At 61.4% G+C, this 15,930-nt stretch carries 15 protein-coding genes and 1 tRNA gene; 6 read left to right on the top strand and 10 right to left on the bottom strand.

The genetic code is table 11. The features are described 5' to 3' along the window. Positions 1 to 53 precede the first annotated feature (53 nt). Positions 54 to 1,310 (bottom strand): TIGR03503 family protein, encoded by a 1,257-nt coding sequence (locus LG30_RS0103620; protein WP_033129348.1) that lies wholly within the window; start codon positions 1,308 to 1,310, stop codon positions 54 to 56. After that, positions 1,307 to 2,041 carry a DNA polymerase III subunit epsilon gene (dnaQ, locus tag LG30_RS0103615; protein ID WP_033129347.1) on the bottom strand — a complete coding sequence of 245 codons (735 nt, stop codon included), beginning with the start codon at positions 2,039 to 2,041 and terminating at the stop codon, positions 1,307 to 1,309. Before dnaQ ends, LG30_RS0103620 begins: the two co-directional genes overlap by 4 nt. A 53-nt stretch (positions 2,042 to 2,094) precedes the next feature. Here dnaQ and rnhA point away from each other — a divergent pair, with 53 nt between their 5' ends. Beyond that, entirely contained in the window at positions 2,095 to 2,559 is a 465-nt protein-coding gene (rnhA, locus tag LG30_RS0103610) for a ribonuclease HI (protein ID WP_033129346.1), read from the top strand. Between the two features lie 31 nt (positions 2,560 to 2,590). Here rnhA and LG30_RS0103605 read toward each other — a convergent pair whose 3' ends face one another. After that, complete coding sequence (locus tag LG30_RS0103605; protein ID WP_033129345.1) at positions 2,591 to 3,313, bottom strand: class I SAM-dependent methyltransferase; 723 nt, start codon at positions 3,311 to 3,313, stop codon at positions 2,591 to 2,593. A gap of 81 nt (positions 3,314 to 3,394) precedes the next feature. Between LG30_RS0103605 and gloB the strand changes: the two genes are divergently transcribed. Then, a complete protein-coding gene (gene gloB, locus LG30_RS0103600; protein ID WP_033129344.1) occupies positions 3,395 to 4,159 on the top strand; it encodes a hydroxyacylglutathione hydrolase in 765 nt (254 codons plus the stop codon). A gap of 69 nt (positions 4,160 to 4,228) precedes the next feature. Beyond that, entirely contained in the window at positions 4,229 to 5,770 is a 1,542-nt protein-coding gene (locus tag LG30_RS0103595) for a LysM peptidoglycan-binding domain-containing protein (RefSeq protein ID WP_033129343.1), read from the top strand. 68 nt (positions 5,771 to 5,838) lie between these two features. Here the strand turns inward: LG30_RS0103595 and LG30_RS0103590 are convergent, their stop codons facing one another. Continuing rightward, positions 5,839 to 6,684, bottom strand: coding sequence for an endonuclease/exonuclease/phosphatase family protein (locus LG30_RS0103590; RefSeq protein WP_033129342.1), 846 nt, complete (start codon positions 6,682 to 6,684; stop codon positions 5,839 to 5,841). 111 nt (positions 6,685 to 6,795) lie between these two features. Here LG30_RS0103590 and LG30_RS0103585 point away from each other — a divergent pair, with 111 nt between their 5' ends. Further along, positions 6,796 to 7,020: a hypothetical protein gene (locus LG30_RS0103585; protein ID WP_033129341.1), complete on the top strand. Its 225-nt coding sequence runs from the start codon at positions 6,796 to 6,798 to the stop codon at positions 7,018 to 7,020. 6 nt (positions 7,021 to 7,026) lie between these two features. Here LG30_RS0103585 and yciA read toward each other — a convergent pair whose 3' ends face one another. From yciA to LG30_RS0103560, 5 genes are all read right to left on the bottom strand, one after another. Continuing rightward, on the bottom strand, positions 7,027 to 7,425 hold the full coding sequence (gene yciA, locus LG30_RS0103580; RefSeq protein ID WP_033129340.1) for an acyl-CoA thioester hydrolase YciA: 399 nt from the start codon (positions 7,423 to 7,425) through the stop codon (positions 7,027 to 7,029). 206 nt (positions 7,426 to 7,631) lie between these two features. Beyond that, complete coding sequence (locus LG30_RS0103575) at positions 7,632 to 8,444, bottom strand: NAD-dependent epimerase/dehydratase family protein (RefSeq protein WP_033129339.1); 813 nt, start codon at positions 8,442 to 8,444, stop codon at positions 7,632 to 7,634. Between the two features lie 245 nt (positions 8,445 to 8,689). Further along, a complete protein-coding gene (locus tag LG30_RS0103570) occupies positions 8,690 to 9,688 on the bottom strand; it encodes a LacI family DNA-binding transcriptional regulator (protein ID WP_033129338.1) in 999 nt (332 codons plus the stop codon). Positions 9,689 to 9,867: 179 nt separating this feature from the next. Next, positions 9,868 to 11,784, bottom strand: coding sequence for a transglycosylase SLT domain-containing protein (locus tag LG30_RS0103565; RefSeq protein WP_033129337.1), 1,917 nt, complete (start codon positions 11,782 to 11,784; stop codon positions 9,868 to 9,870). 84 nt (positions 11,785 to 11,868) lie between these two features. After that, positions 11,869 to 14,376, bottom strand: coding sequence for a putative bifunctional diguanylate cyclase/phosphodiesterase (locus LG30_RS0103560; protein ID WP_033129336.1), 2,508 nt, complete (start codon positions 14,374 to 14,376; stop codon positions 11,869 to 11,871). A 396-nt stretch (positions 14,377 to 14,772) separates the two neighbouring features. Here LG30_RS0103560 and hpf point away from each other — a divergent pair, with 396 nt between their 5' ends. Next, a complete protein-coding gene (gene hpf, locus LG30_RS0103555) occupies positions 14,773 to 15,117 on the top strand; it encodes a ribosome hibernation-promoting factor, HPF/YfiA family (RefSeq protein ID WP_033129335.1) in 345 nt (114 codons plus the stop codon). Positions 15,118 to 15,190: 73 nt separating this feature from the next. Here hpf and LG30_RS0103550 read toward each other — a convergent pair whose 3' ends face one another. Beyond that, on the bottom strand, positions 15,191 to 15,715 hold the full coding sequence (locus LG30_RS0103550; RefSeq protein WP_033129334.1) for a VC2046/SO_2500 family protein: 525 nt from the start codon (positions 15,713 to 15,715) through the stop codon (positions 15,191 to 15,193). Between the two features lie 124 nt (positions 15,716 to 15,839). Here LG30_RS0103550 and LG30_RS0103545 point away from each other — a divergent pair. Beyond that, positions 15,840 to 15,924: transfer RNA gene (locus tag LG30_RS0103545), tRNA-Tyr, on the top strand. Positions 15,925 to 15,930: the final 6 nt, after the last annotated feature.

Genomic DNA, 15,930 nt, shown 5'->3' with positions numbered 1-15,930 from the left:
TTCTCATGAAAAAGCCGCCCACTCGGGCGGCTTTTTCACAACCAGCGTTAGGCCTACTGCTCCGGCAGGTTCAGGTCCAGCGTGGGCGCAGGTGCGGCCTCGCCCTGCGCCTTTTGCGCCGCCATCGCCTTGTGCAGGGTCCGGCGCTTTTGCAGCACGATAACGCCGCCCGCCCCAAGCAGCAGCAGGACACCGCCGCCTCCCAAGGCCCAGGGCAGCCAGCTGCTGTCCTGCTCCTCAGGTTGCGGCTCGACCGGTGTCACCACCGGGGTGGCTGAGGCCGCAGAGGGCTCGGGTGCCAGCACCGGCAGTATGTTGAACGACTTGGTCGGCAGCTGCAGTTGAATTTCACGCCCGAGCCGGGTCGTGCCAAACAGGGTTGCCTCGACCTTGTACTGCCCCACCGCCTTGAGGGTGGGGAGATCGATGCTGATGCGAGGTTCACTCGCCACCGCATTGAACGCCAGGCTCTCCCCCGTGCTGTTGACGGCCTTGCCCTGGATAGCCACCGAGGCCGGATCCAGCTCGTCGGCATCAATGAGCAAGGAGAGCTTGGCCCCCGCCTCACCCGAGGGCGCCGCCAGGGTGTAACTGACCGGCCAGGGATAGAGCAGCACCTGCTGTGACTGAGCGCGGGAGAACACCTGGTTGCCGGTGCTGTAGAGGGCGCGATACTTGCCGGCCGGGACGTCCAGCACGGCCTCGGCGGTCATGACGCCATCACCCGGCACCTCGTCGAGCCCCTTGCCATCGTCCAGATAGCGGCCAAGGGTCTCCTCAAACAGAGGCTCCCCGCTCGGGTCGCCCTCCCCAAACTGCTGCAGCTTCACCGTCATGCCGAGATCGGAGAGGTAATAGCCAGCCCCGGGCGCCGCACCATCGATCAGCAGCCGGGATTGCAGCTTGACCCGCTCCCCCTGATAGAGTCGGGACGGCAGCGGCTCGCTCTCGAGCCGGATGTCAGACAGCAGCCGCACCCGGTTATCGGGGTCGACCCCGCCAATGGCTTGCCAGGGGCCCGCCATGGGATTGCGGACAGTAATGAGATCCTGATCCTGCTGCGCCAGCCAGCCTACGTCCGGTGGCGTGACCTTGCCCACATAGAGCTTGCTGCCATCGGGTTGCACCAGGATCACCGAGGGGGTACCCGGCTTGCGTTTGATGATGAAGGTGATCTCCTTCACCCCGTAATCGATGCGAAAGCGGTTGTCGAGCAGCGGAATGTCGGAGGGGGCAAACACCTCGTTGGCCATAGTCGCCATCGGGAGCGACAGCGAGGCCAGCAGCAACCCGCCCCAAAATGGGCTCATTGCCGCCACAGGCAGGCGCCTCCCTTCTTCTGCACCAGATCGAGCCGTCCCTCGTGAGTCGCCACCACCTCGTCACTGGCTCGGATCACCTTGAGCGGCGGGCGGTTGCTCTCCAGCCGGCGGATCCCGGTGTCCTGGTTGCTGTCGTTTTCACTGCTCTCGCTGGCCAGATTAAGCTTGGTCTGGCCACCCGTCATCAGCAGATAGACGTCGGCCAGGATCTCCGCATCGAGCAAGGCCCCATGCAGGGTGCGGTGAGAGTTGTCGATGCCGTAGCGATCGCAGAGCACGTCCAGGTTGTTACGCTTGCCGGGGAAGAGATCCCGCGCCATCGCCAGGGTATCGGTGATGCCGCAGATATCCGCCGTCTTGAAGCTCAGGCCAAGCTTGCTGAACTCGTAGTCCATGAAGCCCACGTCGAAGGGCGCGTTGTGGGCGATGAGCTCGGCGCCGCGGATGAACTCGATGAAGTCGTCCGCTATCTGGCTAAAGGCGGGCTTGTCGACCAGGAAGGCATCGGTGATACCGTGCACCGCGATGGCCTCGGGGTCCACCAGTCGATCCGGCTTGATATAGACATGGAAATGGTTGCCGGTCAGTTTGCGGTTGATCACCTCCACACAGCCGATCTCGATGATGCGGTGCCCGAGGTAGACGGGACCGCCTGCCGTGTTCATACCTGTGGTTTCAGTATCCAGAATGATCTGGCGATTCAGTTGGGGTGTGTTCATGATCCAATCTATGTCAAACTTCGGTTTTACTCGCTAGTTTACCCTCAAGCACCATGCAAAAACAGATTGATTTATATACGGATGGTTCCTGTCTCGGCAATCCGGGCCCCGGTGGCTATGGCGCCGTCATGGTCTATGGCAAACATCGCAAGGAATTGGCGGGAGGCTATCGGCTGACCACCAACAACCGGATGGAGCTGATGGCCGCCATCATGGGACTGCGTACCCTGAACGAGCCCTGCCTGGTTCGCCTCACCACCGACAGCCAGTATGTGCGCCAGGGGATCACCCAGTGGATCATCGGCTGGAAGAAGAAAGGCTGGATGACGTCAAACCGCCAACCGGTCAAGAACGTGGATCTCTGGCAGGCACTGGATGCGGAGGCGAGCCGCCATCAGATAGAGTGGCTCTGGGTCAAGGGGCACTCTGGCCACCCGGAGAACGAACGCTGCGATGTACTGGCACGCGATGCCGCCAGCGGCAAACAACTCGCCGAAGACACGGGCTATCAACCCTGAGGCTCTGGTGCCGCCCGGCTATTAACGCCTGCTACCAGCCCTGACGCGCCATGCCCGGCGCCGCTATCGACTCGGGCAGACGCCAGCGACGGCGCACCGGCGTGATGGGAAAGCGCCGCTTGCGGGCGGCTATTACATAGACCGAGGCCAGGGGCCGGCAATAGTCCTGCCCAAGACTCTCTCGCCACCAGCCGATCCGGCTCTGCTTGCCCATAAAAGAGAAGCCGAAGCGCTCGTCAAACATCACCTCGCACCCCAGCAACTGCAGCCAGTCGGTCACCCGCAGCGGGGTGAACATGCGCGCCGACCAGGGCAGACGCTGGCGCATCATCGGCAGGTAATGGCCAAGCCCCACCAGACTGGCGGGGTTATAGCCGCTGACGATGAGCCAGCCATCCTCGGTCAACACCCGCTCAGCCTCGCGCAGCACCTGATGGGGATCCGGTGAAAAATCGAGGCAATGGGCGAGCAGACAGGCATCCACGCTGCCGGATCGTACTGGCAAGGCCAGGGGATCGCCCTTGATATCCAGCGGTCTGCCGTCGGGGGCAATGCCAATCTGATGACGGATGGAGGAGTTCCCGCAGGAGAGCTCGGCACTCAGGGCGCCAATTTTCAGCAGATGATAACCAAACAGGTGCGGGCACCAGTTATCGAGCCGTTCCTGGATTTCGGCCGCCACCCAATCCCCCATGGGCAGCGCTGACCAGCTGGTCGGGATCTCGATCTGTTGTTCGGTACGTGCCAGCTGCATAATGGGACCAATCCGGGGTTCAAACGCCATTCTGTTATATAAGATCCCTCCCATAAAGAGAACACAAAGAGAAACCGACTCATGTATACCGTCATCACAGTTCCAGCCTTCAGTGACAATTACATCTGGTTGATCCGACACGAGAATCACTGCCTGGTTGTCGATCCGGGCGAGGCGGCGCCCGTGCTGGAACGGCTCGAGGCCCTGGGGCTAGAGCTCGACGCCATCTTGTTGACCCACCACCATCGCGATCATGTGGGCGGCGTGCTCGAGCTGCTTCACCACTTCCCCCATGCCCGCCTCTATGGCCCGAAACTGGATCCCATGCCGGACCATCACGGCCAGTGGCTGGAAGATGGCGATCAGATCAACTGGCATGGCCTGAGCCTGGACGTCATCCATGTGCCCGGCCACACCCTGGGTCACATCGCCTACCACGGTCAGGGTATGCTGTTTTGCGGCGATACCCTCTTCTCCGCCGGCTGCGGCCGTCTGTTCGAAGGCACCCCGGCCCAGATGCACGATTCACTGCAACGGCTCGCGGCCCTGCCCGATGACACCCTCCTCTATTGTGCTCATGAGTACACCCTCTCCAACCTGCGTTTCGCCCACGCGGTCGAACCCGACAACCTGGCGATCCAGCAGCGGATCGGGGTGATCAGCAAGTTGCGCCAACAGGGTCTGCCGAGCCTCCCTTCTCGGCTGGGGGATGAACGGCATTTCAACGTTTTCATACGCTGCGAGCAGGATTCCGTGAGATTTTCTGCTGAGAAATACGCCCTTAAATGCTTGGAAAATCCAGAGGATACCTTCGCCGTGCTGCGGGGCTGGAAGGACGTTTTTTGAACAAACCTTGATCAGGGGGCCATTGCCCCTTATGATGCGAGCTGTTTTTCAATAGATGACCTGAGCGAGATGAAGCTACGAACGGCCTTATTGGCAGCGCTGTTTCTCAGCGGCTGTCAAAACCTGAGCCATCAGGATGACCGGGCGGTAACGGCAATCGAGCCGATCAAATCCCCCCAAGTCAGCAAGAAAACGTACAAGAAACACTCTTCCAGAATGCTGTTCGGCGACGAGCAGTTAGAAGAGATGGATGACACCGATAACCTGTGGGTGCGTATCAGCGATGATATGCAGCTGGACTCGCATGATAATGCCCGGGTCCGCCAACAGCGTGATTGGTTACTGCGTAATGATAAGCATATGGCGACCATTGCCAGCCGGGCTGAGCCCTACCTGTATCTGATGGTAGAGGAAATCGAACGGCGTGAGCTGCCAATGGAGCTTATTACCATCCCCATGATCGAGAGCACCTTCGATCCCAATGCCCGCTCCCGCAGCAATGCGGTCGGTCTTTGGCAATTTGTGCCTGCCACCGGCAGAAACTTCGGCCTGCGCCACGACAACTGGTATGACGGCCGTCGCGATGTGATTGCGTCCACCAATGCGGCGCTGGATTATCTGGAATACTTGAACCGCTTCTTCGACGGTGACTGGTTGCAGACGCTGGCCGCCTACAACGCCGGTGAAGGCCGGGTGCGCAACGCCATCATCCGCAACCAGAAGGCCGGTCGACCGACCGACTACTGGTCCCTGGACTTGCCCCGCGAGACCCGGATGTATGTGCCCAAGATCCTGGCCATGGCGGACATGATCCGCAACGCGGACAAGTACAATGTCCCCCTGCCTGTGCTGGCCAACAAGCCGCAGCTGCGGACCATCAACACCGGTGGTCAGATCGATCTGAACGTGGCCGCCCAGTTGGCGGGGGTGTCAGCCTCCCAGCTCAAGGCACTCAATCCCGCGCTCAAGCGTGGCACGACGTCGCCGCAGGGGCCTTACAACCTGCTGGTGCCTGTCGAATATGCCGACACCCTGGAGCTGGCGCTGGCCGACCTGCCCAAGCGTGAACGCACCCGTGGCGTGCGCTCCTATCAGGTCACCAGCGGCGATACCCTCTCCCGCATCGCCCAGAACCACGGGGTGAGCGTGCAGCAGCTCAAGCTCGCCAACAACCTGCGTGGCACCAACCTGCGCCGTGGCCAGAGCCTGGTGATCCCCAACGGCGGCACGTCGAGCCAGGTCGCCCAGAGCAAGCCGCAGCAGCTGGCCAGCCGCAGTGGCAACAAGGTGAGCTACCAGGTGCGCTCCGGTGACAACCTGTGGAGCATCAGCCAGGCGCACGGTGTGGCACACACCGATCTGGCCAAGTGGAACGGATTGAATGCCAAGTCGGCCCTGAAGCCGGGCATGAAACTGGTGGTCTGGCCCAAGCAGGGCAAGGGCAGCAACAAGTCCATGGTCTATCAGGTCCGTCGCGGAGACTCCCTCTCCTCCATCGCCGCCCGCTTCCAGGTCGCCGTCAACGACGTGATGCGCTGGAATCAGCTCGGCAAGCGTGACAACCTCAAGCCGGGTCAGGAACTGACCCTGTTCGTGAAAAACAACAGCTGATGGCTGAGACCCGATAAAAAAATACCCCGCCTGGTGCGGGGTATTTTTTTGTCTGCCATCCGGCCCGATCAGGGCGTGATGGCCTGAGCCGCGAAGCGCGCCATGATGGGGTTGTGATCCGAGGCATCGGTGGCAGGCGAACTCACTTCCACCAGATCCAGGTTGCGGTAGTAGAGGTGATCCAGCGGGCGGCCAAAGGCGGTACGGCGCAGATCCGGCACCGGGATGGCTTCCTGCAGGCCGAGCTCCCCCACCAGCTTGTTCAACCAGAATTCCCGCTTGTCGCTCCAGGTGTTGAAATCCCCCGCCAGAATGACCGGGCCCTGATGACGATGGATCAGTGCGGTCAGATCGTTGATCTGCTCGCGGAAGGTCGCCATGCCCAACTCGAAATTGACCGCATGCAGGTTCACCACCAGCACACCGTCAGGATCGCCCTGCAAGGGGTACAGGCTCACCAAGCCGGACTTGGGAATACGCAGCAGTGGCTCGGGGGAGCGCACGCCGCAGACGAAGGCCTGTGGCGTCTTGGCCACCGTCATGACACCGAAGGAGACACCCCCCTGGGTAAAGGCTTGCAACTGCTGCCACTGGAAGTCACCGGTCTTGAGCCAGTCCAGCATCTCGGGCCGGGTGACCGACTCCTGCAGCAACACCAGATCCTTGGACTTGGCGTACTCGTCCAGCCCTTCGCGCCAGTTCTTGCGCTGACCCTTGTAGAGATTCCAGACGGTGATGCCGAACTCGCGGGGCAAGGCGGTGGACGCCAGCGCCACCAGCGGCGGTTGCTGGCAGTTGACGCCGGGCACTATGCCCGCCGCCGTGACCAGATGATCCTGATCAGGCACCTCGAAACAACCGACCAGTCCCAGCGTCAGCAGGGAAGTCCCCAGAATCCGATAACTATTTTTCATTGGCTAACAATCACCTGCCTCTGCAATCGGCCATGACCAACACAAGTGTCATGGTCGCCGACTAGTCTCATTATTCGTGTCCGGCCCGACTCATCCATGAGGGATCCCGCAATGGCGAGACAGCACCAGTACCGCGTGACATTTTATGATCAACAAGGAACTTGTCATCAAGTGGAGCTCTCCACCGTTTACCAGATCAGGCGGGATCCCCAGTGCGATCTCTGCCTGTTTGACGCCCAGCACTGCGTTGGCTCGGAAGAGATGCTGGAGCGCATGATACGGCAAAAAACCGGGCTTGAGCAGGAAATATCCATCATCAGCGCCCGGATTATCTGAGCAGGATCAGACCGGGACGGGGCGGGATTTACCCTGATCGTCGATGGCGACGTAAGTGAATACCCCCTCGGTCACGCAGTAGCGCTGGGCTTCATTCTCCCGCAGCACCGGCTTGACCCAGACCTCCAGCTTGAGGCGCATGGAGCTGCGCCCCACCTTCAGACAGCGGCCATAGCAGCACACCACATCCCCCACCTTGACCGGACTGTGAAAGGTCATGCCTTCGACCGACACGGTACAGATGCGCCCCTTTGCCAGCTCCTTGGCCATGATGCCCCCACCTATATCCATCTGGGACATGATCCAGCCCCCGAAGATATCACCATTGGGGTTGGTATCGGCTGGCATTGCCAGGGTTCTCAGCAGCAGTTCCCCATCGGGGTGACGCTTGGTATCGACCATCATTACGACTCTCTATGACTGGTATGAATGGCGGTATGACGGCGAGAACCCGGCGTCCCATCGAGGCAGGCCGGGTATAGAGCGCCGCATGACCGTACTCAGGATATGGGTGGCGGCATGATAGGGGGCGATCCCGACCTTGGCAAATCGCAATTACCCGCCAAGCTCTTGGATGGAGTGCAGCAGATAATATTGAGCCCCATCTTTTTTCAATCTGATTGTGCTGCCTGTTCGGCAAACCAGTGGGCCGGATCCGGCCAGCGGTAGACGAAGCCGAGCCGCTGGCAGATGCGTTGCCCCTCGATGGGGGCAAAGTCGCCGCTCGGCTCGGTGAAGATCGGCGGCGCCAACCCGAGCAGGCGCGAGGCAAACGGATAGAGCTGCTCGCGCCTGGGGTGCACAGGGGCACTCAGGTTATAGGCGTCCCCATCCTGCCCTTGTGCCAGCATCAGCAGACAGGCGGCCACCACGTCGTCCAGGTGCACCAGGTTCACCGCTTGAGCGCCCCCCGCCAGCGTCTTGCCCGCGAGGAAACGGCCGGGATGGCGATCCGGGCCATAGAGACCGGCGGGACGCAGCACCATGGCGCACTCAAAACCTGCGCCCAGCACCCCCTGCTCGGCGGCCAGCATTCGCATCCCGCGAGCATGAGCAGGTTGAGGGGCTTCGTCCTCCCCCTGCCCCGGTGCCCACACCGAGGTGGCACTGATGAACAGCACCCGCTGCGTGCCCGCCGTCCTGGCCAGCTGGCACAGGCGCGCCACCGCGGCCGGGTAATCTTCCGTCTTGCTCGGCGGCACGCAGACAACCAGCTCGCGGCAGTGAAACGGCAAGGCGTCCAGCTGGGCCGACAGTTGCAGCGGCCAGGCCGGCATCCCTTCGGCCACCAGGCGCGCGGCCTTCTCGCTCGAGCTGACCGTCACCGCGACCGATTGACCCTGCACCTGCAGCGCCTTCGCCAGCGGCAATCCCAGCCAGCCAGCCCCCACTATTCCCGTCTGATACTCACTCTCGACTGTCATCGGTAAAATCCTGGCAAAAAAAAACGGCCATCCATGATGACCGTCGAAAGTAACGAAGGAAATAGCTGGATTAACCAGTTACCTCCCACAGCGGGAAAATCGGGAGCGCACGCTCCTAATTCGTGGGCCTATCCTAGTGGCAGCGCGGTCAAAAAGCTTTGAAGCGGATCACAGTTGAAAAGGATTTCTGAAAGCGCTTTCAATGTTTTACGAATAAATTGGCCCGTTCAGGGCCAATTTCTTGTTCAGGCGACGGATTCGCGGGGCACCAGTTCTGCCTCGAACTTGAGTGCCAGGCCGTCGACCGGCTTGTGATCCAGCAGCCGCAAGGCCAGTTCAGCGGCCCGCTCGCCCATCTCTTCGATGGGGTAGCGCACGGTGGTGAGCTTGGGGTAGATGTAGCGGGCGTAGGGAATGTCATCGAAGCCGACCACCGACACCTGCTGGGGGATCTTGTAGCCGCGCTCCAGCAGACAGGAGATGGCCCCCGCCACCATGGCATCGTTGAAGCCCAGCACGGCGCTGAACTCAACACCGCGCTCCAGCAATTCACTCATGGCCACATAGCCACCTTTCTCATCGGCATAGGCGCGACCGATCAGGGACTGATCCAGCTCGATGCCGGCTCGCTGCAGGGCAACCCTGTAGCCCGCCATCCGCTGTTGACCATCGACGAACGCCTCGTCATCCGAGGTGACGAAGGCAATCTTGCGATGCCCCGCATCCAGCAAGTGCTGACAGGCGGTGGTGATGCCCGCCTGGTTGTCCAGCCAGACGCAGCGATCCTCGCAACCCGGCACCTGGCGGTTGATGAAGACGATGGGAGTGGAGCCCGTCGCCAGCTCGATCAGCTCGGCATCCGGCAGCGCCTTGCTGTGCAGGATCAGGGCGTCACACTGGCGCTGCAACAGCGCCTGAATGGCGTGCCGCTCACGGGTCGCATCGTGGTTGCCGGACACCACTATGGTGAACTTGTTCGCCTTGTCGACCATGCTCTCGATGCCGCGCATCATCTGGGCGAAGAAGGGGCCACCGCAGAGATCCCCTACCAGTACGCCGATGCAGTTGGAACGTTTGCTCACCAGGGCCTGGGCAAAGCTGTTGGGACGGAAACTCAGCTCTTTCATGGCCGCGAGAACAGCCTCGCGCTTCTCGGGGGCGACCTGCGCCGTGTTGTTGATGACTCGCGACACCGTCGAAATGGACACATTCGCCAGCTGAGACACATCTTTGATCGTTGCCACTCTCAATTCCTTTGTTGGGGAAACCTGTCTGTGTTGATCGGGCTATTGTATCGAACCTGCCAGCCCAAGATGCGGTGCCCGATCACCTGGCAGGTTTCCTTTTGTAACAAAGCTTAAGGGATGATAACCATTTTGAGGCAAGAATGGGAGGCAACCGCCGCGGCGACTGCCTCCCCTTCTCAATAGGCGTGATTGAGCTCGCGTTCCGACATGAAACGCAGGGGTTGCTGCAGCTTGTGCTGATAGATGAGATCGAAGGAGAGCACGTTCTGGACGTAGTTGCGCGTCTCCCGATAGGGAATGCTCTCCACCCAGACGTCCATCGGCTTGTTCTCGCTCTGATCGCGCCAGCGTTTGACCCGGCCGGGCCCAGCGTTATAGGCCGCCGCCGCCAGGATCCGGTTGCCGTCATACACATCCAGCAAGCGCTTGAGGTAGGCGCTGCCGAGCCGGATGTTCATGGCCGGATCGAACAGCTGCTGCTCGTTGCGATAGGGTACACCCAGCTTGGCGGCCGTCTCCTTGGCAGTCGCCGGCATCAGTTGCATCAGGCCACGTGCCCCGACCGGCGACTGCGCCAGCGGATAGAGGGCGCTCTCCTGGCGGGAAATGGCGTAGAGCAGGCTGGTGTTCATGGTGCGCTCCTGCGCCATCTGGGAGAAGGTGCGCTTGAGCGGCAAGGGGAAGCGCAAGTCGAGCGCGTCCCAGGCCTCGGCCCGGATGCTGGAGAGGATCGCCAGCTCATGCCAGCCCTGATTGAGGGCGATGTGACCAAACTCGAGGCGCTGGGCCACCGGGTTGCGATCCATGTTATGGATCCACTCAGAGCGTGCCGCCGTGATCTCGTTCATGTCCAGCAACTCGCGCACCCGCAGCAGGAAGGGCCAGCGGCTGCTCGCCGTGCGCCAGTCCGGCACCTTGTGCGCCGAGCTCTGGTTCTTGATGCGATAGGGCACACCGGTGCGCTGGGCCGCCATGAAGCCGTAGAAACCGCGCAGGTTGGCGGTCTCGAGATAGAGATCCCGCGCCGCCTTCTGCTGCCCCTTCACCTCGAGGGAGCGAGCCAGCCAGTAACGCCAGCGATCCTCCTTCTGCAGCGCCATGGGCATCTTCTTGACCCAGCCTTCGAGCCCTCGCCAATCCTCTTCCCAGATGGCGAGCCGCGCTCTTAGCTCCAGCAACTCGCCATCCTTGCTGCGCGCCAGGGTCCCATCCAGCCAGCCACGCTGGGCGGGGGATCTGTCCAGCAGCAGACGGCGCGCGGCGGCGCGCTCCACGGCCGCCACCTCGGTCTGGTTCAGACCGAAACGACGCTTCATCTCCCCCAGCTGGCGCAACACGGCCTCGGGCTCCTGATTGGCGTAGCGGGCCAGCCCCAGGGCGAGCAGATGTCTGGACTGGGGCGCCGCCGTGAAGTTGGCCGGGTTCATCGCCCTGGCGGGTTGATCAAACAAAGCGATCATCTGATCCCCGTAGGGCTTCAGGTTGCCACTCAGCTGGGCGCCGAGGTGGCGAATGAGATCGGGGTTTTGCGCCTCGAACGCCAGCTTCATTCGCTGCCAGATTTTCTCCTGGGTGCGCAGGCCGGCCTGCTGCCAGAGCTGGAACAGGGGATCGCAGGCATCGGGCCTGGATTGCCCGCTCAGCCAGAGCTTGTCTGCTTCATTGAGCGCCTGTGTCTTCTGTCCGGTGTAGTAACGCGCCTGATAGTGCATGCACAGCAAGTCGGTGGAGCTCGGCTTGGCCGGATAGAAGCGCAGGAACTGGGACCACTGCTGGCTCTGGGCCAGGTAGGTGAGGTAGCTGCGCTCCAACCGGTTGGACTGGGGCGTGTCCCCGTGCTGGCGGATGAAACGGGTCACGTCGTCGTAATCGGCCGCCCCCGGCCGGAAGGCCAGCTGGTAGTAATCCAGATAGGGCAGCAGCGGATAATGGGTCAAGCGGGCACGGATTTGCTGGAAACGGGCCTGATCGTCCGCCCGCACCGCATCATAGGCCTGACGATAGAGGGATTGCTCCATGGTTTGAGCAGAGGCTTGCGGCAGAAGCCCAGGCACACACAGCGCCGATAAGATGATTCCCCAGACGGCTTTCACGAATAGCGTTCTCCCTTGAGAGGCACAACCACCGCCCGTTGGCGGTGGTGACATGCCTTTCATTCTACCCGTTAAAGATGGGGGCTACGCCACACTATTTTTATCGGTCTGGGGGCTGCGCTCGTGGCGCGTCAGCCGGCTGATATAGCGCTCCAGATAGGGCACTGGCAGCGGCTTGGAGGCGAGATACCCCTGGAAGAAATGACAACCCTGTGCCTGCAGGAACTCCAGCTGCTGGCGCGACTCGACCCCCTCGGCCGTCACGTTGAAGCCCATATGACGGGCCATGGCGATCACCGCCTCGACGATGGCCATGTTGTCGCCATCCTTGGGGATGTCCTGAATGAAGGAGCGATCTATCTTGAGCTCGTCCGCCGGCAGTCGCTTGAGGTAGCTCAGGGAGGAGTAACCGGCGCCGAAGTCGTCGATGGCAAAGCTGATGCCAAGGGTCTTGAGCTCGGCCATCTTGCTGATGGTGTCCTCCGCATGGCCGAGCACCACGGACTCGGTGATCTCCAGGTTCAGGCAGGCGGGATCCATGCCGGTGGCGGCCAGCACGTCGTGAATGCAGTCGACGAAGTCATGGGCATGGAACTGCTTGGCACTGACATTGACCGACAGCTGGGGCACGTGGATCCCGTTCTCCTCCCAGGAGACATATTGGGCACACGCCTCGTGCAGCACCCAGTTGCCGATGTCGACGATGAGATCCGTCTCCTCGGCGATGGGAATGAACTCGGCGGGGGAGACCAGCGCGCGGCCAGGAGGTTGCCAGCGGATCAGCGCCTCCACCCCTATGATGTCCCCCCCTTCCACCATGTGCTGGGGCTGATAGTGGAGCGTCAGCTCCTGGTTGTTGAGGGCGCTGCGCAGCTCGTTGTGGATGAGCAGACGGCGATCGGCCTGCAACTGCATGGAGGCATCGAAGAAGCGCCGGGTCTTGCGGCCCGCCGACTTCGCCTGATACATGGCGGTGTCCGCCTGCTTGAGCAGGTCCCCCGCCTCCTGCTCCCGCCCGGGAAACAGGGTGATGCCGACGCTGGCGCCGATGTGCAACACCTGGCCGCCATGGCTGTAGGGCGCGGCAATCTCGCCGATGAGCCGCTCGGCGATGAGGTCGGCCTGCATCTCAGCCTGGGGAGGGCTGATGGAGAGGGAGGGCAGCAGCAACACAAACTCGTCGCCGCCGAGCCGCGCCAGACAATCCCCTTGCCGCACCAATCGCTTGAGGCGGCTGGCCACCTCTTTGAGCAGCCAGTCGCCGGTAGCGTGGCCGAGGGAGTCGTTGATGGTCTTGAAATGATCGAGATCGATAAACAGCAGGGCACCGATCAGGTGCTCGCGGCTCGCCTCCATGAACGCCTGGGCCAGGGTCTCGTGCAGCTGGCGGCGATTGGGCAAGCCGGTCAGCTCATCGTAATAGGCGAGATCCTGGATGCGGCGCTCCGCCGCCTTGCGCTCCGAAATGTCTTCAAAGAAGATGACGTAGTGACTGATGCCCCCCTTGTCATCCTGCACCGGCGTGACGATTTCCCACTGAGGATAGCCATGACCGTCGGCGTGCAGCCGCTGGGTTTCCCCCTGCCAGCGATCCAGGCCATTGAATTCATAGCCAAGCCCACCCAGCCCGGACCAGAGGTCATTGCCAAGGTAGCGGCCTATCACGCCCTGGTTGTCAAAACCGGTGATCTGGCCGAAGGCGTTGTTGACGCGCAGGATCTTGAAGTCGGGATCCGTGATGATGATCCCTTCATGAGTTTCGAACGCCACCGCCGACAGGCGCAACTGCGCATCGCTTTGCAGACGTTCCAGCTCGGCCACCATGCGCACCGAGAAGATGGTCAGCACGGAGCCCAGGTTCGCGGTCTGGGTCTGACTCGGGAACAGCAACGCCAGATGGCCCAGGACCTGCCCCCTGCGATCGAGCAGGGGCTGAGCGTAATAGTGCTGACCCGGTGGCAGGCCGGTGCAGCCGGTCAGGGGCTCGCTGATGGGGGTCACGGCGACGGCATCTTGCCGGTAGAGCCGCTGACAGGGCATGTCGGCGAGGGCATATTCTTTGAGGTCGATCCCGTGGCCCGCCAGCACCCTGAGTCGATCGCGGCCAACGCGCTCCGTCAGCCAGACCGCATTGGCCCCCAGAATATGGGCGAGCTCGTTGACCAGGGTATTGCAAAAATCGAGGCCGGTCTTGGCGGAAAGGGCCTGGGCCAGCTGGGTCAGCAGGGGATCTTGCAACTGATGGGAGGGTTGCACCAGGCCGTCCGGCAGTTCGGCGCCCTGAACCCCGTCCAGCGGTGCCAGCCAACCACAGCACACCTGCTGGGCTGGCACATACTGACCGCTCCAGAGCACGTGGTGCACGGCGCCGTTCTCATCGCAGAGGTGGCCGATAAACTGGCCAGGTTGACGCGAGTGATAGAGTCTGGTGAGAAAATCGGCGAAACCGGATTCATCCTCTTGCGCCAGCTGCCCGGCCCAGGGATGAGCCCCCTCCCCCTGCCAGGGCTGGCAAGAGACATGATCAGACAGGCTCCATTGCGCATGCTGCCGATCATAAAACCACATCATCTGGGTGGCTTGTTGCTTCATTTACGACTCCAACACTACAGCAACCACGTTATCCACCACGCTCGCTTGAGGGGGAGGAATATCCGCTTCTACGCATACCGCCATTCGCGCATGGCAATCAATCTGCGATGCGGTGACGAGGATAGACAGAGAAAATACGAAACTAAGCGGCAAAAACCAGACATCAGGTCGACACAAGGCGCTGCCAAGAGGGGACAGAGACGAGCCTAGTTTCTTCATACTGCCTGCCCGTTTCGTGGAGCTCAAGCGGTTTTTGGCATGAAACGGGAAAAGCTCACAATTTATAAATCGCTAGATAACCAAGGCCTTATTTTGTGACGCAGATCACATTTCAATCTGGCGACATGGGTAATCTGGAGGTGAAGACACAAGCAAGACGACCCAAAGGGGGCCAATATGAAAATCGAAATCACCAGCAAAATCATCGACATCACCCCAGCCATTCGCGAGCGCATCGAATCCCGTTTTGAAAAGCTCGAGCGTCTTCAAGTGCCTCTTATCACACCCCATGTGATCATCTCCAAGGAGCGTTTGACCTATATCGTCGAGGCCACCGCCGGCATCCCCAACGGCAAGCTGTTTGCACAGGCAGAGCACGAGGATCTGTACGCCGCCATCACGGATCTGGGCCAGAAGCTGGAACGCCAGCTCAATCGCCACACCGAGAAACCCCTTGCTCGCCGCGCAACCGCCGCAGGCAAGGACATTCCCCAGACGGAGCCTGACGAAGCCGACGCCTGATCCGGGCAGTCATCTCATCCATTGAGCAAAAAGGCGGGTCATCCCGCCTTTTTGCATACTGCCACTCAGCTCCTCAACTCAGCCAGCGCAAGCGGGCATCTACTCCTAGTTTCAACTCCTCCAGCAGCGGCAGCATCAGCATGGGCACCTCCCCTCCAGGGTAGGAAGCCAGAGACCGGGCAGCTTGTCTCTCCTGCCAGCGCTCACGTCCCAACGCCGAGAGGTTGTCGTAGATGGCGGGATCCAGGGCCGGCGCCTTGCTCACCAGCGGGGGCGAGCGCAGCGCCAGCCAGAGCCGCACATCCACCATGTTCCCCCCCTGTTGCAGACGCTCGTTGAGCTCGCTGGCATCGGGCTCCGCCACAGTCCCTTGCAAGGCCGCCTTGGGCGGCAGACCGAAATGGCTGCGCCATTCCTGCTCTTGCGGCTGCGCCGCCGGTGTGGCCCCAAACCAGGGCTGATCTTCGACGGCCCCGCTCAGCAGGGCGAGGTGCAGCCGGAAGTCGGCCCTGTCCCCTTGCCGGAGATCCTGGTTGAGGCGCTGGCCCAACTGGGCTTCATCAACGAGCAGTCGATCACGAATCGCGCTGGGCAGCATGAGATAAATCTTGGAAATGGGGGTTTCATTGCTTATCGGCCGTCAACCCGATCCTTTGAGCATTAAAAATAAAGCCAAGGGGTTCACAAGCGCGACAGATCTGTTAGTATGCGCTCGCACTCGAGGAGGGGTTCCCGAGCGGCCAAAGGGATCAGACTGTAAATCTGACGGCTCTGCCTTCGAAGGTTCGAATCCTTCTCCCTCCACCATTCAAG

This window comes from Aeromonas aquatica, from assembly GCF_000764655.1.
Lineage (GTDB): Bacteria > Pseudomonadota > Gammaproteobacteria > Enterobacterales > Aeromonadaceae > Aeromonas > Aeromonas aquatica.
Note: the sequence above shows the minus strand (reverse complement) of the source record. Positions and strands in the feature narration are given on the sequence as shown.